At 58.6% G+C, this 18,916-nt stretch carries 20 protein-coding genes; 10 read left to right on the top strand and 10 right to left on the bottom strand.

All coding sequences use genetic code 11. The features are described from left to right. Positions 1 to 9: 9 nt before the first annotated feature. Positions 10 to 1,173: a M20 aminoacylase family protein gene (locus DS906_RS10215; protein WP_113790084.1), complete on the bottom strand. Its 1,164-nt coding sequence runs from the start codon at positions 1,171 to 1,173 to the stop codon at positions 10 to 12. A gap of 66 nt (positions 1,174 to 1,239) precedes the next feature. Between DS906_RS10215 and mazG the strand changes: the two genes are divergently transcribed. From mazG to DS906_RS10200, 3 genes are all read left to right on the top strand, one after another. Beyond that, a complete protein-coding gene (gene mazG, locus DS906_RS10210) occupies positions 1,240 to 2,097 on the top strand; it encodes a nucleoside triphosphate pyrophosphohydrolase (protein WP_113790255.1) in 858 nt (285 codons plus the stop codon). Positions 2,098 to 2,160: 63 nt separating this feature from the next. Beyond that, positions 2,161 to 3,102 carry a nucleoside hydrolase gene (locus DS906_RS10205; RefSeq protein WP_113790083.1) on the top strand — a complete coding sequence of 314 codons (942 nt, stop codon included), beginning with the start codon at positions 2,161 to 2,163 and terminating at the stop codon, positions 3,100 to 3,102. Further along, positions 3,099 to 3,548, top strand: coding sequence for a GNAT family N-acetyltransferase (locus DS906_RS10200; RefSeq protein WP_113790082.1), 450 nt, complete (start codon positions 3,099 to 3,101; stop codon positions 3,546 to 3,548). Before DS906_RS10205 ends, DS906_RS10200 begins: the two co-directional genes overlap by 4 nt. A 48-nt stretch (positions 3,549 to 3,596) precedes the next feature. Here the strand turns inward: DS906_RS10200 and DS906_RS22290 are convergent, their stop codons facing one another. The 6 genes from DS906_RS22290 to DS906_RS10175 all read right to left on the bottom strand — a co-directional run bounded on the left by DS906_RS22290 (position 3,597) and on the right by DS906_RS10175 (position 8,133). Continuing rightward, the gene (locus DS906_RS22290) at positions 3,597 to 3,764 is read right to left on the bottom strand and encodes a hypothetical protein (RefSeq protein ID WP_199528541.1); all 168 of its coding nucleotides are present in this window, start codon (positions 3,762 to 3,764) and stop codon (positions 3,597 to 3,599) included. 161 nt (positions 3,765 to 3,925) lie between these two features. Then, positions 3,926 to 4,477: a GNAT family N-acetyltransferase gene (locus tag DS906_RS10195; RefSeq protein WP_233494755.1), complete on the bottom strand. Its 552-nt coding sequence runs from the start codon at positions 4,475 to 4,477 to the stop codon at positions 3,926 to 3,928. Between the two features lie 25 nt (positions 4,478 to 4,502). Then, a complete protein-coding gene (eno, locus tag DS906_RS10190) occupies positions 4,503 to 5,780 on the bottom strand; it encodes a phosphopyruvate hydratase (protein ID WP_113790081.1) in 1,278 nt (425 codons plus the stop codon). 145 nt (positions 5,781 to 5,925) lie between these two features. Then, positions 5,926 to 6,807, bottom strand: coding sequence for a DMT family transporter (locus DS906_RS10185; RefSeq protein ID WP_113790080.1), 882 nt, complete (start codon positions 6,805 to 6,807; stop codon positions 5,926 to 5,928). Positions 6,808 to 6,943: 136 nt separating this feature from the next. Beyond that, positions 6,944 to 7,357 (bottom strand): Fur family transcriptional regulator, encoded by a 414-nt coding sequence (locus DS906_RS10180; protein WP_113790079.1) that lies wholly within the window; start codon positions 7,355 to 7,357, stop codon positions 6,944 to 6,946. Positions 7,358 to 7,428: 71 nt separating this feature from the next. Continuing rightward, positions 7,429 to 8,133, bottom strand: coding sequence for an endonuclease/exonuclease/phosphatase family protein (locus tag DS906_RS10175; RefSeq protein WP_113790078.1), 705 nt, complete (start codon positions 8,131 to 8,133; stop codon positions 7,429 to 7,431). A gap of 178 nt (positions 8,134 to 8,311) precedes the next feature. On the opposite strand from DS906_RS10175, the gene DS906_RS10170 reads away from it, so the two are divergent. Both DS906_RS10170 and DS906_RS10165 read left to right on the top strand, forming a co-directional pair. Next, positions 8,312 to 9,226 (top strand): DMT family transporter, encoded by a 915-nt coding sequence (locus DS906_RS10170; protein WP_147235231.1) that lies wholly within the window; start codon positions 8,312 to 8,314, stop codon positions 9,224 to 9,226. Positions 9,227 to 9,311: 85 nt separating this feature from the next. Further along, positions 9,312 to 10,283, top strand: a complete 972-nt coding sequence (locus tag DS906_RS10165) for a cation transporter (RefSeq protein ID WP_113790076.1) — start codon at positions 9,312 to 9,314, stop codon at positions 10,281 to 10,283. Positions 10,284 to 10,286: 3 nt separating this feature from the next. On the opposite strand, the gene DS906_RS10160 is transcribed toward DS906_RS10165, so the two are convergent. Then, positions 10,287 to 11,705 carry a YdiU family protein gene (locus DS906_RS10160; RefSeq protein ID WP_113790253.1) on the bottom strand — a complete coding sequence of 473 codons (1,419 nt, stop codon included), beginning with the start codon at positions 11,703 to 11,705 and terminating at the stop codon, positions 10,287 to 10,289. A gap of 85 nt (positions 11,706 to 11,790) precedes the next feature. Here DS906_RS10160 and DS906_RS10155 point away from each other — a divergent pair, with 85 nt between their 5' ends. From DS906_RS10155 to DS906_RS10145, 3 genes are all read left to right on the top strand, one after another. Beyond that, positions 11,791 to 12,210 carry a cupin domain-containing protein gene (locus DS906_RS10155; protein WP_113790075.1) on the top strand — a complete coding sequence of 140 codons (420 nt, stop codon included), beginning with the start codon at positions 11,791 to 11,793 and terminating at the stop codon, positions 12,208 to 12,210. A 3-nt stretch (positions 12,211 to 12,213) separates the two neighbouring features. Next, positions 12,214 to 13,116, top strand: a complete 903-nt coding sequence (locus DS906_RS10150) for a fatty acid desaturase (RefSeq protein WP_113790074.1) — start codon at positions 12,214 to 12,216, stop codon at positions 13,114 to 13,116. A gap of 328 nt (positions 13,117 to 13,444) precedes the next feature. Then, positions 13,445 to 14,251: a bifunctional 2-polyprenyl-6-hydroxyphenol methylase/3-demethylubiquinol 3-O-methyltransferase UbiG gene (locus DS906_RS10145; protein WP_113790073.1), complete on the top strand. Its 807-nt coding sequence runs from the start codon at positions 13,445 to 13,447 to the stop codon at positions 14,249 to 14,251. 175 nt (positions 14,252 to 14,426) lie between these two features. On the opposite strand, the gene DS906_RS10140 is transcribed toward DS906_RS10145, so the two are convergent. Beyond that, complete coding sequence (locus DS906_RS10140; protein ID WP_369934641.1) at positions 14,427 to 15,500, bottom strand: anhydro-N-acetylmuramic acid kinase; 1,074 nt, start codon at positions 15,498 to 15,500, stop codon at positions 14,427 to 14,429. Positions 15,501 to 15,709: 209 nt separating this feature from the next. Between DS906_RS10140 and DS906_RS10135 the strand changes: the two genes are divergently transcribed. Both DS906_RS10135 and tyrS read left to right on the top strand, forming a co-directional pair. After that, complete coding sequence (locus tag DS906_RS10135; RefSeq protein WP_113790071.1) at positions 15,710 to 16,978, top strand: MFS transporter; 1,269 nt, start codon at positions 15,710 to 15,712, stop codon at positions 16,976 to 16,978. A gap of 91 nt (positions 16,979 to 17,069) precedes the next feature. Beyond that, the gene (tyrS, locus tag DS906_RS10130; RefSeq protein WP_113790252.1) at positions 17,070 to 18,323 is read left to right on the top strand and encodes a tyrosine--tRNA ligase; all 1,254 of its coding nucleotides are present in this window, start codon (positions 17,070 to 17,072) and stop codon (positions 18,321 to 18,323) included. A gap of 79 nt (positions 18,324 to 18,402) precedes the next feature. Here the strand turns inward: tyrS and DS906_RS22055 are convergent. Then, on the bottom strand, positions 18,403 to 18,916 hold a 514-nt coding region (locus tag DS906_RS22055), incomplete at its 5' end, for a hypothetical protein (RefSeq protein ID WP_199528539.1).

Below are 18,916 nucleotides of genomic sequence, written 5' to 3'. Positions count from 1 at the left end.
TTCCCCCCGTCAGCCCAACGGCTGCGCCTTTTCGACGATCCGTGCAAAGAACGATGCGCCGACCGGCGCGATCTCGTCGTTGAAATTGTATTTCGGATGGTGCAGCCCGGCGCTCTCGCCCTGCCCCAAAAACAGATAGGCGCCGGGGCGCGATTGCAGCATATACGAGAAATCCTCGGCCCCCATCTCGCGGCCCATGTTGCCCACCACACGCTCGGCCCCGGACACATCGCGCGCCACCTCGGCGGCAAAACCGGCCTTTTCGCCGTCGTTGATCGTGGCTGGGTAGTTCTTCTCGTAATCCAGCCGCGCCTCGACTCCGTATGAGGTTGCCTGCCCCTGCACAATTTGCTCCATCCGCTCGATCACCATCTGCTGAACGTTTGGGTCGAATGTCCGGACTGTACCGTTGATGAAGGCCGTGTCGGGGATCACGTTGTTCACCGTCCCGGTGTGAATTTGCGTGACCGAGACGACCAGGTCGTCCAGCGCATAGTTGTTGCGGCTGACGATGGTCTGAATGGCCTGCGCAATACCGCACGCCGCCATTACCGGGTCGCGGGCTTCATGCGGCATGGCACCGTGACCACCAACGCCCTGAATGTGAACCTCGAACGTATCCACCGCCGCCATGATCGGCCCCGGAGTGGTGTGAAATGTGCCTACGGGCAGGTTCGGCGCATTATGCAGCGCATAGACCTGAGAGATGTCGAACCGGTCCATGATGCCTTCTTCGATCATCACGCCCGCGCCGCCGCCTTCTTCTTCGGCTGGCTGAAAGATCAGCGCCACACGGCCACGAAAATTCCGCGTCTCGGCCAGATAGCGCGCCGCGCCCAACAGCATCGTAGTATGCCCATCATGACCACAAGCGTGCATCTTGCCCGGGTTGGTCGAAGCGTATTCGACGCCCGTTTCCTCGGGGATCGGCAGCGCGTCCATATCGGCGCGAAGGCCAATCGTCGGCCCCTCGCCCCGCCCGCTGATGATCGCGACGATCCCGGTCTTGGCAATACCTTCGTGCAGCTCGTCCACTCCGAATTCGCGCAGACGGTCCGCTACGAACGCTGCCGTTTCATGGCATTCGAACTCAAGCTCGGGGATCGAATGCAGGTGCTGGCGCCATGCGGCCATATCGGCTGAGTAATCGGCAATTCGGTTGACGACGGGCATCTGGGGTGGACTCCTGATCGGGACTGCGGAATGGATGCATCTGACACCGGAACGAAAGGGTTCGCAATGGCCGAAAATCCTCTGATCCACGACAGCGATGCTGGTATCGAGCGCCTGTTGGAAATCATGCGCCGCCTGCGTGACCCGCAAACGGGCTGCCCGTGGGATATCGAACAGGATTTTGCCACCATTGCCCCCTACACGATCGAAGAGGCCTATGAGGTCGCCGATGCCATCGAGCGCGAAGCCTATGATGAGCTGAAAGGCGAGCTGGGCGACCTGCTGTTCCAGTCGGTTTTTCACGCACAAATGGCCGAGGAAGCCGGGCATTTCACCTTTCAGGACGTGGTGCGGACCATGTCGGACAAGATGGTCGACCGTCACCCGCATGTATTTGGCGATGAATCCCGCGATAAATCAGCGGACCAGCAGACCGTAGATTGGGAAACCATCAAGGCGGCAGAGCGCGCGGGCAAAGAACAGAAAGGCGCGCTGGATGGTGTCGCGGCCAACCTGCCTGCCCTGTTGCGCGCGCACAAACTGCAGAAACGCGCGGCCCGCGTGGGGTTCGACTGGCCCGATGCCAGCCATGTATTGGCCAAGATCACGGAAGAGGCTGCAGAGCTGGAGGAGGCGCGCAATGCCAAGGACGCCGACGCGTTGGAGGATGAATTCGGCGATCTTCTGTTCGTGATGGTCAATCTGGGCCGCCATCTGGGCATCGAACCCGAGGTCGCCCTGCGCCGCACCAACGCCAAGTTCACTCGCCGGTTCGAGCAGGTCGAGGCGCGGCTGGCTGCGCGCGGGAAAACACCGTCTCAAAGCGATCTCGAAGAAATGGATGCGCTTTGGGACGAGGTCAAAATTGAAGAGCACCGCGCCAATGGCAAACTCCCGCCGGTAGGTGCGACGACCGAGGTCTGAAACCGCTGGACAAGCATGGTGACACTTGCGAGTGTCCGCGCTTCAATACCCCGGAGGCAAAGCATGGCACCGCGCAAGATCATCATCGACACCGATCCCGGGCAGGACGACGCAGTCGCCATCTTGCTGGCATTGGCAAGTCCGGAAGAGATTGATGTTCTGGGCATTACCGCCGTTGCCGGGAACGTGCCGCTGGAACTGACGGCCAAGAATGCGCGGATCGTCTGTGAACTGGCCGGCCACACGCATGTCCCAGTTTATGCCGGGTGTGACCGCCCTCTAAACCGTCCTCTGGTCACCGCGGAACATGTGCACGGCAAGACCGGCCTCGACGGTCCCGTCCTGCCTGATCCGGAAATGCCGCTGGCTGACGGGCACGCGGTCGACTTCATCATCGACACCCTGCGCGCGCATGAGCCGGGAACCGTCACACTTTGCCCGCTTGGCCCGTTGACGAACATCGCATCCGCCTTTCAAAAAGCGCCAGATATTGTTGATCGGGTACAGGAAATCGTTCTGATGGGCGGTGCGTATTTTGAGGTCGGCAACATCACCCCGGCAGCGGAGTTCAACATCTATGTTGACCCGGTAGCCGCTGATATCGTGTTTAAATCCGGTATCCATGTCGTTGTCATACCGCTGGACGTAACCCACGATGCGCTGGTCACGAAACACCGCAATGACGCCTTCCGCGCCCTCGACAGTAAGGTCGGGCATGCCGTGGCCGAGATGACGGATTTCTTCGAACGTTTTGATATAGAGAAATACGGCTCGGAAGGCGCGCCGCTGCACGACCCGTGCGTGACCGCCTATCTGATCCGGCCCGAACTGTTCTCAGGCCGACACATCAACGTACAGATCGAAACGCAGTCCGAACTGACGATGGGCATGACCGTCGCGGATTGGTGGCGCGTGACAGACCATCCGCCCAACGCGATGTTCATTGGGGAAATCGACGCTGACGGTTTCTTTGCCCTGCTGACCGAACGGCTGGCCCGGCTATGAGCGCCGCACTTCGCCTTGCGCGCCCCGAAGATCTGGACCGCCTGATGGGCCTCGTGACCGCGTTCCACACCGAAGCCGGGATCGCGCAGGACATAGACCAGACCCGCAATGCGCTGACCCCCTTGCTAGAGGGTATTCCCCACGGTTGCGTCTACCTGATCGGTCCAGGACGTGCGCCGCTGGGCTATGCCATCCTGACGTTCGGCTGGTCAGTCGAGTTCGGCGGCATGGACGGCTTCATAGACGAAATCTACATCCGCCCGGCCGTTCGCGGCCGTGGCATTGCCACAGAAGTGCTGCTGGACCTGCCCAAGGCCCTGGCCGAGGCCGGTCTGACCGCCCTTCACCTGGAAGTCGATCGCACAAACGAATCCGCGCATAAGCTGTACTTGCGCACCGGCTTCCAACCGCGCGATCGCTATGTCTTGATGAGCCGAAAGCTCTAAATCGGTCAGATACTTACGGGCGTCGCCGCCCGTCCCCCTGTGAAAGCCCTAGCGGGCTTCACCGCGATACATGTAGGTCGGCGATTCCATTGCCAAAACCGGGTCACTTGCGGACACCGCCTCCCCGGTGATCGGATAAGTACCCGGCCCCGCACAGGCCGCCAAAAATACAGTGCTGATCACTGAAGCTACGAGAAGGATTTTCGAACCAGTCATGTCGTTCCCCTTTCTGTAATGCAGGCACATTACGAGACACCGGGATCAGACAAATAGGTAAAAGTTCACACAAAATTGAATTTATGTAGGCGTATTTCTAACAAGTTTGATATTTACAAGCGATAACAACACGTAAGACTTTGAAAAAAAAATCACTCGATTTACGAGTTTTCCGCCTGAGCACCGGACAAAGGCATCTCAAAAAACAATAATGTGTCTTTCGCGATCTCCGGAATCTCGGAATATGCGTCGCGCAGTTGGAAGCCCATCGACAGGTACAGACGCTTTGCCGATTCCAATGGCTTGCCTGTATCCATGCGAATGCAGTCAAACCCCTGTTTTCGGCACTGTTCTATCAGGGATGTCATGACCGCGTATCCCGCACCAGTCCCGCGCGCAGCTTCGCTAACAAATACCCGTTTGATTTCGGCAATGCCCGGCCCGATTGTCCGGAACATTCCGCACCCAACGGCATGTCCATCCGTTAGTACCAGCCGCACACCACCGCCCGGTGGGGCGTGTTCGACTTCGATCTCGTCCATCAGCCGGGCATAAACGTCGCGGGGATAAAAGGTTTTTACGACGCGCACGGACTTGGCGTCCAACGTCAGCAGGAAGTCGCGATACTCCCAACACAAACGCCGAACCTCATCAAAGTGGTCCGGCGTTTCAGCTTCGATAACTTTAAGCAAAACACGATCCGCGAAAAACACGAGGATCAGTCTAGCATTATTGACCTCAGTTGCGAAGGATCGACGCGCCCGCGTATTCCGCAACTTCACCCAGCGCTTCCTCGATGCGGATCAGCTGGTTGTACTTGGCCAACCGGTCCGACCGCGCCAGCGAGCCGGTTTTGATCTGACCGCAATTGGTCGCAACCGCCAGATCGGCGATGGTCGCATCCTCGGTTTCGCCCGAGCGGTGCGACATGACGTTGGTATACCGCGCACGGTGCGCCATATCGACGGCACGAAGTGTTTCAGTCAGCGATCCGATCTGGTTCACCTTGACCAGCATCGAGTTGGCACAGCCGCGCTTGATCCCTTCGGCCAGACGCACGGGGTTGGTCACGAACAGGTCGTCGCCCACCAGCTGCACCTTGTCGCCAATCATGTCGGTCAGAGCTTTCCAGCCGTCCCAGTCATCTTCGGACATGCCATCTTCGATGGAAATGATCGGGTAGTCATTGACCAACGCCGCCAGGTAAGCCGCGTTCTCGTCTGAGCTCAGAGAAATCCCCTCGCCCGCCAGCACGTATTTGCCGTCTTTGAAGTATTCGGTTGCGGCACAATCCAGCGCCAGGTGGATTTCCTCGCCCGGTTTGTAGCCCGCCTTTTCGATGGACTTCAGGATGAAATCCAATGCCTCGCGGGAACTGGCGATATTGGGGGCAAATCCACCCTCGTCACCGATACCAGTGTTTAGACCGGCGGCGGACAGTTCTTTCTTCAGCGTGTGGAACACCTCCGAACCCATGCGCACGGCTTCGCGGATATTCGCGGCCGAGGTCGGCATGATCATGAATTCCTGAATGTCGATCGGGTTGTCGGCATGTTCGCCGCCGTTGATGATGTTCATCATCGGTACTGGCAAAACGCGGGCCGACGTACCGCCGACGTAGCGATATAGAGGTTGTGTGGTGAAATCTGCCGCAGCCTTGGCTGTGGCCAGCGAAACGCCTAGAATGGCGTTTGCGCCCAGACGGCTCTTGTTCTCGGTCCCGTCCAGTTCGATCATCGCGCCGTCGATGGCGACCTGCTCGGTCGCGTCATAGCCGACCAATTCTTCGGCGATCTCACCGTTCACAGCGGCGACAGCTTCAAGCACGCCTTTGCCCATATAGCGCGATTTGTCACCGTCACGCTTTTCCACCGCCTCATACGCACCGGTTGACGCGCCCGAAGGCACAGCAGCGCGGCCCAAGGTGCCGTCTTCCAGAATCACGTCCACTTCGACGGTTGGGTTGCCCCGGCTGTCCAGGATTTCGCGTGCGTGGATGTCGATGATGGTGCTCATGAGGCCCGTCCCTGTGGCTGCATTTGGTTGCATGCCTCATAACATCACCGAGCCAAAAGTAAACCGGCGATGTTACCGCTAACGGTTATATTCATGGGGGTTTAGGGCTAACAGCCACGTGTTTGCGCCAACGTGCGACGATCCGTCAGGCAGCAACAACCATTGCACGCGCCAGTCGGCGTTCGCGGATAAAGGTGTACATGCCCGATCCGATAATCAACGAGGCCCCGGCCACCGTCATCAAGTCAGGCCGTTCGCCAAACATCAGCATCCCTGCCGCGATGGAAAACACAAGCCTGCTGTACCGGAAGGGTGTCAAGGCCGAGGCCTCACCGATCCGCATGGCCGTCACGATGCCGTAATAGCCCAAGACGCCAAATGCGATTGCCCCCAGATAGGGACCAATCTGAGCGTCCTGCAGCGGGACAACGGGCTGGGCCAAAAACACCATCAGAACCACCCCGGCAAGGGCAACGGCGATATAGGCCTGCATGGCAACAACGGACGAGGCCACACGGACGTCCAGCTTACGTGTGATCAAATCACGCGCAGCGATCGCAATTACCGTTGCCACCACAAACAGCGACTCGGGCTGAAACCCTTCCAAACCCGGGCGAATAATCATCAGGACACCGATAAAGCCTATGCCGATGGCACTCCAACGTCGCCAACCAACCTGCTCGCCCAAAAACAGTGCCGCCCCCATAGTCACGGCCAGCGGCATCGCTTGAAAGACGGCGGCAACGGTGGACAGCTCGACCAGAGACAGCGCAGTGACAAAGGTCAGGGCACCAACCGCCTCGGTCCCTGCCCGCGCCAGCGGCAGACCTTTCCACGCCTCCGGATCAAAGATGCGTTTACGCGTGGCCAATGACATCAGTACGAACACCAGCCCGCAGACCAGACCCAAGGCGATCATTATCTGACCCGTAGGTACAGTGATCGACAGATGCTTGATGAACATATCCTCAAGCGCGAAGGCCGCCATCGATCCGATGATCAGCAAGATGCCGTGTACGTTGTTCATACGCGTGTCCGTTGAGATGGCGCGGGAAATTCCGCGACCTTAAGTCAGCAAAACCGTATCATCCGCGACGCCGCAAGCGATATTGCGACATGTTTCATGAATTGCCGTGCGGCAACCAATCGCGTTTTGTGATGGATCAGTCCTGTTTCAGCGGCACGCCGTACAGTTCCAACCGATGCCCTTTCAGCTTGTAACCAAGCTTGGCTGCGATCTTTTCCTGCAGGGCCTCGATCTCGGGATCGACAAATTCGATCACTTCCCCCGACTGCATGTCGATCAGATGGTCGTGGTGGTCCCTCTCGGCATCTTCATAGCGCGCACGCCCGTCGCCGAATTCCAACCGCTCAAGAATCCCTGCCTCTTCGAACAGCTTCACGGTGCGATAGACCGTGGCAATCGAGATACCCGAATCCACCTTAGAGGCGCGGGCGTACAGCTCTTCTACATCCGGATGGTCATCACTTTGCTGCAACACCTGAGCAATTGTGCGGCGCTGACCCGTCATGCGGAGACCTTTGGCTTCGCAACGGGCGATGATAGTGTCGGACATAGTGACCCTCAGAGTAGTTCGGGTTTCTGTCTTAATACGTCTGCGCCGCTGGCGCCACAGGGGAATTGCGCCTAAGCGACCTTGCGAAGATCAGCCCAGATCGGCAGGTGATCTGACGCGATATGCGCAGGCCGCGCTTTGTGGACGCCATGCACAACGGCTTCAAGCCCAGCGCCCAGCGCGATCCGATCCAGTGCGCCCAGAGGCTGTGCAGCCGGGAAACTGGGAACCGGGGGTAAAAATCGCATGTCGGGTGCAAGATGATCGAGCACTGGCTGGCGCGACCACTCGTTGAAATCTCCGGCCCATACGGTAGGCATCTGATCCAGATCCTCATCGCAGCGCCGAAGTTGGTGAATTTGCTGCCGCCGAGATGCGGGTAAAAGACCCAGATGCATCCCCATCACCCGAAGCGGCCCGATCTGGGTGTCGAACTCGACCCGAACTGCACCGCGAGGTTCCAGCCCGGGCAATTCATGGTGACCGGTCTTGCGCACGTCAATTTTGTCCCCGCGCCAGATGACCGCGTTGCCGTGCCAGCCCAGGCTGCCTGCACCCCCCAGATCGACAATCTGCCAACCGGCTTCATCTAACATGAAATGCGGTAAGGCGGCGGGTCGCGGCGGCAGCCTTTTGTCGGCCTCTTGCAGCACCACAATATCAGCCTGCATGCCTTCGATGACCTGCATGATGCGCTGAGGTTGGCGGCGAAAATCCAAGCCCACGCATTTCTGGATGTTATAGCTTGCAATCCGCAGGGTTGATTGAGGCAACATAAGGTTCCGATCAAATGGACGAACCCCAAAGTGCCACGCTGGTGGCGGGGCGCAACCCCAGTCTTCTGCAGGAGTGGCAAATAAGAGCTTTTCGCGCTGCCAAAGTGCCCAATATTCTGGCAGGCGGCGCGATAAGGAATGCTGCGCTTGATCAACGGGGTGCCGATACTCTATCCCCGTGGAACGCGTCCAATTGAGGCTTGAAGTGGTTTCCAGCAACACACTCTCGAACAACCGCACTTGGGCAAGCATTGTCCTAGTGATCGGTGGCATGATGTGGGGTCTCTATTGGATCCCCGTTCGGTTTCTCTTTGATCTGGGCCTGACCGGGCCTTGGCCGGGTATCGCGATGTATAGCGTTGCACTGCTGGGTCTGGTTCCCTTCATCTGGAAAGAGCGAGGAACGCTGGCCCTGCAATGGCGCGACCTGGTGTTCAGCGGTGTGTTCACCGGCGCGGCCTTCAGTCTTTATTCCATCAGCCTTGTCTATACGGATGTGGTGCGGTCGATCCTGTTATTCTACCTCACCCCGATCTGGGGCACGATTTTGGGCCGCGTGTTTCTGAGTGAACGCCTGAGTTTGGGGCGGCTTGCGGGCCTAGCCTGCGGTGTCGGTGGTCTGTTCGTCGTGCTGGGCGCCTCGGGAGGTGTTCCGCTGCCCCAAAACAGTGGCGACTGGATGGCGTTGGCTTCGGGCATGTGTTGGGCGCTGGGTACGTTGGGGCTGTACCGAACCAGTACGATCTCAGCCTCGGGTCAGGTCTTTGCCTTTGTCGCAGGCGCGCTGATCCTTTCCCTGGTCAGCCTCATGGTTCTGCCCGAACCTGTATTGCCGACAATCGCGCAGGCCGATCTTCTTTGGACCCTTCAGTTCGTGCTGCTATCGGCCTTCTACACCTTACCCATGGTGTTCATGACCATCTGGCCCGCGACCAAACTGTCCCCTGCCCGCGTCGGCATCCTGCTGATGAGCGAGGTTGTCGTCGGACTGGCCTCGGCCGCTGCGTTCTCGGGCGAGCCGTTCGGGTTGCGCGAATTGTTGGGCGCTATCCTGATTGTCAGTGCCGCGGTGCTTGAAATCGTGCGGGACTAGGACAACCCGTCATCGCAGGTGTTGGCCTATCCTCTTCGAACAGGTATCTGTTGCGGAGTTTGATGCCCTATCAGGACGTTACCAGATGTCGATGCCAAATGCAGAACGCAGAAAGCAGCTTGAGGGGCGCGCTCTCATCATTGCCATGGGCGGCAACCTGTTCATGGGTGGGGCGGGTATTCTGGCCGGGATCCTGTCAAACTCCAACGCGATCATGATGGACGGCCTGTATTCGCTGGTCGGGTTTGGATCGGCATTCCTTGGCCGCCGTATCAGTTTGAAGATTGATGCAGGCCCCGACAAGCGACGCCCGTTTGGCTATGCAGCGGATGAGGCGATCTTTTCCACCTTCCGCTCTTTGTCCTTATTGGGGCTGGTGCTGTTCGCCATCTCGAACGCGACTAAGAACATCTACAGCTACTACAACGGAATGATGCCTGAACCGCTGATCTTCGGCCCGATGTTCATCTATTTTGCCGCCATTGGGCTGACCTGCGTATTGCTGTGGGCGTTTCACTATTTCACTTGGCGAAAGACCGGGAAGGCCAGTGCAATCCTGCGGCTGGAATCCAAGGCAGCGCTGTTCGACGGCCTGTTCACTGCCGCCGCAGCAATTGGCCTTGGGGCAATCTACCTGTTCCGGGATGGTGCACTTTCGGCGATCGCACCCGTCGGCGACTCGATCATCGTGCTGTTCCTGTGCGTTCTGGCCATCGGATCATATCTGCGCGACTTTCGCGGCGGGCTGGGTGAGCTGGCAAATGCCACCGCCAGCCCCGAACTTCTTGCTGCTGCGCGTCGTGCCTTGCGCCCGGCTATCGCAGAGGACGGTGGCGCACTGCGGGACATGTCCGTAACCAAGCAAGGTCGGACCATTTTGATCACCGTCTACTACAATCCCCTGCGAGCGATTACCGCTGAAGAGGTCGACACCCTGAACCTGCGTATGGTTCGCGATGCGCGCAGGGCAATCGACGGGGCGGATGTCTACCTGATGATCTCGCAATACGCGCGCCGCTGGCCGGATGAGATCAATCCCTATCGCGAGGAGGCCTGAGCGTCAGGTGCCACAGAACGTGGCGTGAACCACTTCGCCCTCAGAGGGCGGGCGTTTCAGATCATCCGCATTGGGCTGATCCTCATAGGGTCGCGCCAGCACAGTGCTCAGCCTTTGGAACGGCGCGTAGTCGCCCTGAACGGCGGACTGTATCATTTGTTCAACCCGGTGATTGCGCGGGATGAAGGCTGGGTTTGCGGCAGCCAATACAGCGGATGAGTCCTGCTCACGCCCCAAACGCATGTTCCACCCTTCGGACCAGGTGTCGTATGCCGTGGGATCGGTGAACTGATCACGTGCGGTATCTCCGCCCAGCGCACGGAAGGTGTTGGTGAAATCCGCCTGGTTCTGCGCCATGCGTGTCAGCAGGTCCGAGATCAGTTCAAGATCGCCCTCTTCCTCGGTCACCAAACCAATCTTGGCGCGGAACCGCTTCAACCAGTTCTCCTGTAGCTGCGCAGGCATAGCGTGTACGATCTCGGTCGCCTCTTCGACGGCGGCGTCCTTGTCGTTCATCTGCTGAATCAGTGCCGTCGCCAGTTGCGCTACGTTCCAAACGGCGATGTCGGGCTGGTTGGAATAGGCATAGCGCCCCATCCGGTCGATCGAACTAAAGACTGTGTTCGGATGATAGCTGTCCATGAACGCGCAGGGCCCATAGTCGATGGTCTCACCCGCGATTGAGCAATTGTCAGTATTCATCACCCCGTGGATGAACCCCACACTCATCCATGCTGCGATCAATTGCGATTGCGCCTCCACCACCACGCGCAGCAGGCCCATCGGACCATCTGCGTCAGGATAGTGGCGGTCTATTGCGTACTCCGTCAGGCGGCGCAGGCTGTCCAGCTGTCCGCGCGCTGCAAAAACCTGAAATGTACCGACACGCAGGTGGCTTTGCGCCACGCGGGTCAGGACCGCGCCGGGCATCGGCCCTTCACGCAGCACGATCTCTCCGGTCTCAACTGCCGCCAGCGCGCGGGTCGTCGGGATGCCCAGCGCATGCATTGCCTCGGACACCACGTATTCCCGCAACACCGGCCCCAGCCATGCCCGGCCATCCCCCTGACGGCTGAATGGGGTCGGTCCGGATCCTTTGAGCTGGATATCCCGGCGGAGACCATCTGTCCCGATCGTTTCGCCCAGCAGGACAGCGCGACCGTCGCCAAGCTGCGGATTATAGTTGCCGAACTGATGTCCCGAATAAAGCTGCGCAATCGGCTCTGCGCCTTCGGGCAGCGTGTTGCCAGCGAAGGCTTCGGCCATCTCCTCTACCTCCCCCGGTGTGATCTTCAATACCTTCGCCAATTCCGAGTTGTATGCGATCAGGCGTGGGGCACGCACAGCAATAGGTGCCTGCCGCGCATAAAAGCTGTTGGGAAGGCGGGCGTAGCTGTTGTCAAACGGGATCGTCAGGGTCATGCGGCAAACATATTCCTTGCGCACACGAATACCATAGCGGATCGCACCTTCCCGTGCATAATCATCGCAAAAGACAAGAGGCCCCATGACCGCACAAGAGATCATCGACCACCTGAAACTGGAACAACACCCCGAGGGTGGCTGGTTTCGCGAAACCTGGCGCGCGGATAGCCCGGGCCGCGCCACCGGCACCTGCATCTATTTCCTGTTGGCCGCAGGCGAAAGCAGCCACTGGCACCGCGTGGACGCGACCGAAATCTGGCTCTACCACGCTGGCGCTCCGCTGATCCTGTCGCTGAGCGCTACGGATGACGGTCCAGCCACCGATCAGATCCTGGGTCCCGACCTTTCAAAGGGCGCACCGCAATTAATCGTGCCCGAAAACCATTGGCAGGCGGCGTGCACCACCGGAGACTATACGTTGGTCAGTTGCACCGTTTCACCCGGGTTCCAGTTTGACGGGTTCGAACTGGCCGCGCCAGGGTTCGACATAGCGCGCGGATGATGCATGGATCACCGCGCCCTCATAGCGTCGCTGCCACCCGAGGCCAAAGATCAGCTACAACGGCGCTCGGATGCAGCAGGTCTGCGGCATCTTTTGGGCTATCTGGTGTTACTGTCCCTCACCAGCGCGGGTATCGCGTGGCAGGTCCCTGTCTGGCCGCTCCTGATCCTCCCACAGGGTGTCTTGTTGGTGTTTCTGTTCACGCTCAGCCATGAATGCACCCATAAGACCCCGTTCAAGACCGGCTGGCTGAACGACGCGGTCGGACATCTTGTTTCAGTCCCGATCGCCCTGCCCTTCACGTGGTTTCGGTATTTTCACCTTGCGCACCACAAATGGACGAACCACCCGGAGAAAGACCCCGAGCTTGGCGGTAAGCCACGACCGCAGGACCGGCTGAGCCTGCTGATCTACCTGTCCGGCCGGCCCTATTGGAAAGGCATGGCACTTGTCCTGTTCCAAAACGCCTTTGGTCGCATCGACGCCCCGTACCTACCTGCGCGCCAACACACCGCCATGCGGGCTGAGGCACGTCTGTTGTTAGTACTCTACGCGGTCGCAGCCCTAAGCCTGCTCTTGTCGCCGCTGCTCTTCTGGCTTTGGATTTTACCCGTTCTGCTGGGGCAGCCATTCCTGCGCCTCTATCTACTGGCGGAACACGGCCTGTGTCCGCGAATCGCCAACATGCTCGAGAACTCACGCACGACGTTCACCAACCGGATCGTGCGTTTTTTGGCCTGGAACATGCCCTACCACGCTGAGCATCACGCCTTTCCGAATGTCCCGTTCCACCAGCTTCCGGCCCTGCATCACTGGACGCGGGCGCATCTGAAATCGACTTCGGACGGATACTCGCAGTTTACAAGTGACTATGTGCGCAGCGTGAAGCGAAGACCAATCAGCTAAGTATTCGTAGATCGGCTGCTTTGAGGACACTTTGACCGATTCTGCTGCGCGCATCAAAGTTTCAGGGTTCTCACTGTAACGTTCCAAGAACAGTCTTTACAATGTGGGCCCATTGTCCGGACCTTTGGCACCACTGTTCAGGCTTTCTCGCGGATTTCGATCAACCAAAAGGCATAACCAGCCAAAAACTTGACAGGAATGACACAGCTTACCCACTATCAATAAGGAGCCTAGGCAAAGGCAAAGTGCTAGTGGTTTTGGGGGATAGAACGAATTGTTTTAGCAATTACAGCGGCTTGTGAACGCTGATCGAAATTTGAGGACCAACATGATTTTATCCAAAGTGCGTGCCGGGTGGCTACGCTTTCAACAAATGTATCGGTTTTCTGATCGGTTCGAACGTTTCGAACTCATCGTTAACACGGCGCATATGTCTCCGATAGAGCGTCATGTGACAATGGCCATGGCGACAAACCGCCATGCGGTGTACGCCATCAGCTATGCGCACTGGCGGGTCAAAAGGATTAACAAAATTCTAGAATTGTATGGCCAAGACTGGTTTGATGGAAAACGCGTATTGGAACTTGGCAGCGGACTGAGCGACATTGGCGCGTTCTTCGCAGACCTTGGAGCCGATGTACTGTGTCTTGAAGGCCGGAATGAAACGGCACAGATGGCCCGGCTCAAGCACCGAAGAGTTCCGAATTTAAAGGTCGAAGTATTTGATTTAGAGCAGGATTTCACCAACTTCGGCAAGTTTGACATGATCATTCATTTTGGCCTGTTGTACCACATCCCACAGGTCGAGGAGCATCTGGCACAGTGTTTTTCAATGACGCGCGAAGTCGTACTAGAAACCGTGGTTTGTGACAGTGATGACCCTATGCGAATTGAGCTGGTACCGGAGGAAAAGGACGTCATCGAAGAGGCCATGCATGGAATGGGTAGCCGTCCGTCGGCTGCCTTCGTCGAACGTATTGCCCGGGAAAACAAGTTCGAACCAACAATGATCGCGACACAGGACCTGAATGTGGGCGATCAGTTCGTATACGACTGGAAATCGAAAAACGATGGCGACCTCGGCGGTTGGAGGAACAGAAGGTTCTGGCGAATGTCATCGGAGGCTGAAGGGTGAATTTGGACATCGTCAGGGAGTTTCCGTCGAATTGTCCGAGGTATTCTGAATATCTACAAATCTGCTTCGCGATACTGGGTTTCAAGAAGAGTGCAAATTGACGCCTTTGGAACGGTTAGACCTCTTATTGGCACCGGCAGCTTCGTCCGCAAAGCGGCCTTTAGGCGAAACACTGTTAGCCCTCAGCCCCATTCGCAACCGAACTCACAACCCCACCACCAACCAGCGCCTTCACACCCGTTGTTCCCGGACACGAGGTCGGCAGCCTGCGAGCGACGCGTGCCGCCAGATAGGCGAAGGCCTGCGCCTCAAGCATATCTCCGTCCAGACCCACGGCCTCGACCGGTTCGACCGGGCAGTCCAATGCAACGCGCAGCATCTCCATCAATACCGGGTTGTGTCTACCGCCGCCGGTGACCAACAGACGCGAGGGCGGCTTGGGGCAGTGTTCCATCCCCTGCACCACGCCTGCTGCACACATGCCAGTAAGCGTGGCAACCGCGTCCGCATCGCTAAGCTCCTGCACCAGTTTGATCATCTCGGAAAAATCGTTCCGATCCAGTGATTTCGGCGGCATACGTGTGAAATAAGGTTCGGACAGAAACAGCTCGAGCGCGCCTGTCTCGACAGTGCCTCCGCGCGCAACAGCCCCGTCGCGGTCCATCGGCAGGCCCAGACGCGCCTGCATCAGATCGTCAACCGGTGCATTCGCGGGACCAGTGTCAAACGCCAGCAACGCGCCCGGGGCTTCAGGGCCATTGTAACTGGGGTCCACATAGGTCAGGTTCCCGACACCGCCAAGGTTCAGAAAGCACAGCGGTTGGGTTGCTTCGATCCACTTGGCGCAAGCAAAGTGAAAGAAGGGCGCCAGCGGAGCGCCTTCGCCTCCCATCGCCACATCATCGCTGCGGAAATCCCAGACAACCGGCACACCCAACGCCTGAGCCAGCCCTTTACCATCGCCCACCTGCAACGTCCCGCGCCCGCTCGGTTCATGCGCAAGAGTTTGGCCGTGCACACCGATCAGGTCGACCTCATCGAATTCAGACAGCGCCTCGGCATGGGCCAAGGTGACAAGCTCGGCCGCGGCATCCACGTCAGGTCCGTGCCATTGCCCAAGAGCGGCGCGCAGAACAGCGCGCTCGTCGTCGGAGTAGGCACGATACCCACTTGGACCAAAGCCGAGAATCCGGTGCCCGTCCGTTTCGACGACCGCAGCATCCACCCCATCCATCGAGGTGCCGGACATCGCGCCCAAAACCCTGATCGCACCTGTTCGTTTGATGGCCAGCCCCACGCTGATCTCTCCTGCCGAATTCTGTTTGTACCGTCATGGTTGATCGGCACAGCCCGTTTAACCTGCCCGTTCAGCTAATCCCAAGGCAAGCCAGATCACACAAGGGTCGCGCTTTTTCCCGACAATTTGGTATAAGGAACACAAATCAGTTTTAGGTACATATGGCAGACACCTACTCGCAGAAACAACCATCCGAAGGCCGGAACTATTTTCTGATCTTCTGGTCCGGCGCTCTGGCCACGATCGGAGGGCAGTTGATCAACCCAAATCTGGTGCTTCCGTTCCTGTATCTGGCTTTGGGCGCGCCAATTTTTTTTGCAGGAATGCTTTTGCCCTTTGTCACCGGATCGCGCCTGGTTGCCGAGATCTTTGTTGCACCCTTCGTTAACCGGGCAACCCGCGCCAAGCTGGCCGTCTATGCGCCTAACCTGTTGACAGCCGCGGTACTGGCGGCACTGGCCCTGTTTTCAACAAAACTGCCCAGCGTGATGATCGTGCTGCTGTTCCTGACCACTGCGATGGTCCTGGGATTGTGCCAGGGGATCACCAGCCTTGGAACCAGCCAGATCTACGGCATCTCTGTCCCCGAAGCGAAACGGAACCGGATGGTGTTTGCGCAGGCCACTATCTCGGGCATTTTGGCCATCATCGTCGTTCTGATCACGCGCGACCTGCTGTCCGGGGACCAACCGATGCAGCGCCACATCGTCGTCCTGTGGTGCGGCGTGATCGCTATGTTCGCCGCAGGTGTTGCCTTTGCAGGGGTGCGACTGCTTGAGGATGAACAGCGCGTCCCTTTGCCAGAGCCGAAGAAAAAACCCAAACCCCTGGCCGAGTTGGCGACCGGATTCAAAACCGGCATGGCTTATCCGTGGTATCGCAAGTTTCTTTCGGCCCGACTGATCTTTGTGTCGGTCGAGCTGGCGATGCCCTTCTACACGATCCATGCTGCGACGCTGCATATGGGGACCAAGCATTCGCTCAGCTATTTTGTCATAGGGGCCAGCCTTGGGATGGTGATCGGCTCGCTTTTGTGGGGATGGCTCAGCGATCGTGTCTCGGTCAAACCTGTGATGTGGCTGGGGTGCCTGATCGCCGCAATCTCGGCCCTGATGGCGCTTGGCTTTACGTTCCTCGGCTACGCTCAGAACGTCTGGGTCTACGCGCTGGTGATCCTGCTACTATCACTGGGCGGGAATGGAGTGACCTATGGGCGCTACCTGTATCTCATTCAGATGAGCGTTGAAAAAGAGCGTCCCTACCTGGTTGCGCTGGGGGATGTCAGCGCTGGCCTCGTTGGAATTGTCTTTGCTGTGATCCTTGGCGCAGTCGCACATTTGCATGATCCAATCACACCGATTGTTGTCCTTGTGGTGTTGAACACCATCGCAATGCTCTATGCCTTCCGCCTGCCCCCGGTCAAAAGCTGACACAGCCCGCGTTTTCTTGGAAATGGTGGCTTTTCCTTGCCTGACGCGCCGCCTATACAGTGCCCCGCAACATAAACCCAAAGGGCACGATATGACCTACCACCCCAAATCGGATTTCATCGCCACGATGATCGAGCGCGGCTTTCTCGCCGACTGCACCGATTATCAGGGCCTTGACGAGGCGCTGATCAGTGGGTGCAAACCAGCCTATATCGGCTTTGATGCGACGGCCAAGTCGTTGCATGTGGGCAGCCTGATCCAGATCATGATGCTGCGCTGGTTCCAGAAAACCGGTCACCAACCGATCACCCTGATGGGCGGCGGCACCACCAAGGTGGGCGACCCGTCGTTCCGCGCGGATGAACGCCCCCTGCTAGGCCCCGAACAGATCGACGAGAACATTGCGGGCATCAAAAAGGTGTTCTCGGCCTATATCGACTATGACAGCGATGCCGAAAACAAGGCTTTGATGCTGAACAATGCCGAATGGCTGGATGGCCTGAACTACCTGGATTTCTTGCGCGACATCGGGCGGCATTTCTCGGTCAACCGGATGCTGGCGTTTGAATCGGTGAAATCGCGTCTGGATCGTGAGCAATCGCTGTCTTTCCTCGAATTCAACTACATGATCCTGCAGGCCTATGACTTCCTCGAGCTGAACCGCCGTTATGGCTGCGTTCTGCAGATGGGCGGTTCTGACCAATGGGGCAATATTGTCAACGGTATCGACCTGACGCGTCGCGTGCTGGATCACGAGATCTACGGCCTGACTTCGCCGCTTCTGACCACCAGTGATGGCAAGAAGATGGGGAAATCTCAGGACGGTGCCGTTTGGCTGAACGCCGAGATGCGCTCGCCTTACGAATTCTGGCAGTTCTGGCGGAATACGACAGATGCGGATGTTGGCCGTTTCCTGAAGCTCTACACCGAAATGCCGGTGGATGAGTGTGACCGGCTGGGCGCGCTGCAAGGCTCTGAGATCAACGAGGCCAAAATCCGCCTCGCCAACGAGGTTACCGCCCTGCTGCACGGTGCTGAGGCTGCGGCCAACGCCGAGGCCACGGCCCGTGAAGTGTTCGAAAAAGGCGGTGTTGGGGATGATCTTCCGACCCTGACCCTCAGCGCGGATGAGCTGGGCGACGGCATGTCCATCGTGCAGGTTATCGTAAAATCGGGTCTGGCAAAGTCAGGCAAAGAGGCCAAGCGCCTGATCGCGGAAAACGGTGCCAAGCTGGACGACGCGCCTTTGACCGATGCCGGGCTAATGATCGACGCAGGGGCGCTGTCTTCCCCAATCAAGCTGAGCGCAGGTAAGAAGCGCCATGCGCTGGTTCAACTAGGCTAGCCACTCAATAGTTCAGACAAAACAAAGGCCACCCGGTTGGGTGGCCTTTTTCCTTTGGCTGGCGCCATAACGCCCGTTTTTAGCGCTCTTCCTTACCGCCGCCATTGCTGCCGCCGTTGCCAGAGCCACCACCGCCGTGACCTTGGCCGTTATTGCTGCCGCCGTTGCCGGTTCCGGGGCCAGAACCGCCGTTGTTTCCGCCGCCGTTACCGGAGTTACCAGCGTTGCCGTTCCCGTTTCCGGGCCCGCCGTTGCTGCCACCATTTCCGTTGCCGCCGCCGTGGCCACCGCCGTTGCTGCCACCGTTGCCAGAGCCGCCGCCGCCGTTGCCAGAGCCGCCGCCCTGACCATTATTGCCACCACCGTTTCCAGTTCCGGGTCCGGATCCGCCGTTGTTGCCACCGCCGTTACCCGGGTTGCCGGCGTTGCCGTTGCCATTGCCGGGGCCATTGCCGCCGCCGTTGCCACCGCCATTGCCGCCGCCATTACCGCCGCCGCTGCCGCCGCCATTACCGCCGCCGTTGCCGCCGCCGTCTCCTCCGCCGCCGCCGCCACTATCTCCGCCGCCGCCGTTGCCGCCGCCGCCGTTGTCG

Source organism: Ruegeria sp. A3M17 (assembly GCF_003318255.1).
Classification (GTDB): Bacteria; Pseudomonadota; Alphaproteobacteria; order Rhodobacterales; family Rhodobacteraceae; genus Ruegeria.
This window is presented reverse-complemented; position numbering and strand designations above follow the sequence as displayed.

What these genes read in the sequence shown, in the direction of transcription:
- DS906_RS10135 (WP_113790071.1), top strand. Translation starts at nt 15,710, where the DNA reads ATGGCAGACACCTACTCGCAGAAACAACCATCCGAAGGCCGGAACTAT.
- DS906_RS10160 (WP_113790253.1), bottom strand. Translation starts at nt 11,705, where the DNA reads ATGACCCTGACGATCCCGTTTGACAACAGCTACGCCCGCCTTCCCAAC.
- DS906_RS10155 (WP_113790075.1), top strand. Translation starts at nt 11,791, where the DNA reads ATGACCGCACAAGAGATCATCGACCACCTGAAACTGGAACAACACCCC.
- mazG (WP_113790255.1), top strand. Translation starts at nt 1,240, where the DNA reads ATGGCCGAAAATCCTCTGATCCACGACAGCGATGCTGGTATCGAGCGC.
- DS906_RS10145 (WP_113790073.1), top strand. Translation starts at nt 13,445, where the DNA reads ATGATTTTATCCAAAGTGCGTGCCGGGTGGCTACGCTTTCAACAAATG.
- DS906_RS10165 (WP_113790076.1), top strand. Translation starts at nt 9,312, where the DNA reads ATGTCGATGCCAAATGCAGAACGCAGAAAGCAGCTTGAGGGGCGCGCT.
- DS906_RS10205 (WP_113790083.1), top strand. Translation starts at nt 2,161, where the DNA reads ATGGCACCGCGCAAGATCATCATCGACACCGATCCCGGGCAGGACGAC.
- DS906_RS10180 (WP_113790079.1), bottom strand. Translation starts at nt 7,357, where the DNA reads ATGTCCGACACTATCATCGCCCGTTGCGAAGCCAAAGGTCTCCGCATG.
- DS906_RS10150 (WP_113790074.1), top strand. Translation starts at nt 12,214, where the DNA reads ATGGATCACCGCGCCCTCATAGCGTCGCTGCCACCCGAGGCCAAAGAT.
- DS906_RS10215 (WP_113790084.1), bottom strand. Translation starts at nt 1,173, where the DNA reads ATGCCCGTCGTCAACCGAATTGCCGATTACTCAGCCGATATGGCCGCA.
- DS906_RS10140 (WP_369934641.1), bottom strand. Translation starts at nt 15,500, where the DNA reads ATGTCCGGCACCTCGATGGATGGGGTGGATGCTGCGGTCGTCGAAACG.
- DS906_RS10200 (WP_113790082.1), top strand. Translation starts at nt 3,099, where the DNA reads ATGAGCGCCGCACTTCGCCTTGCGCGCCCCGAAGATCTGGACCGCCTG.
- DS906_RS22290 (WP_199528541.1), bottom strand. Translation starts at nt 3,764, where the DNA reads ATGACTGGTTCGAAAATCCTTCTCGTAGCTTCAGTGATCAGCACTGTA.
- eno (WP_113790081.1), bottom strand. Translation starts at nt 5,780, where the DNA reads ATGAGCACCATCATCGACATCCACGCACGCGAAATCCTGGACAGCCGG.
- tyrS (WP_113790252.1), top strand. Translation starts at nt 17,070, where the DNA reads ATGACCTACCACCCCAAATCGGATTTCATCGCCACGATGATCGAGCGC.
- DS906_RS10185 (WP_113790080.1), bottom strand. Translation starts at nt 6,807, where the DNA reads ATGAACAACGTACACGGCATCTTGCTGATCATCGGATCGATGGCGGCC.
- DS906_RS10175 (WP_113790078.1), bottom strand. Translation starts at nt 8,133, where the DNA reads ATGTTGCCTCAATCAACCCTGCGGATTGCAAGCTATAACATCCAGAAA.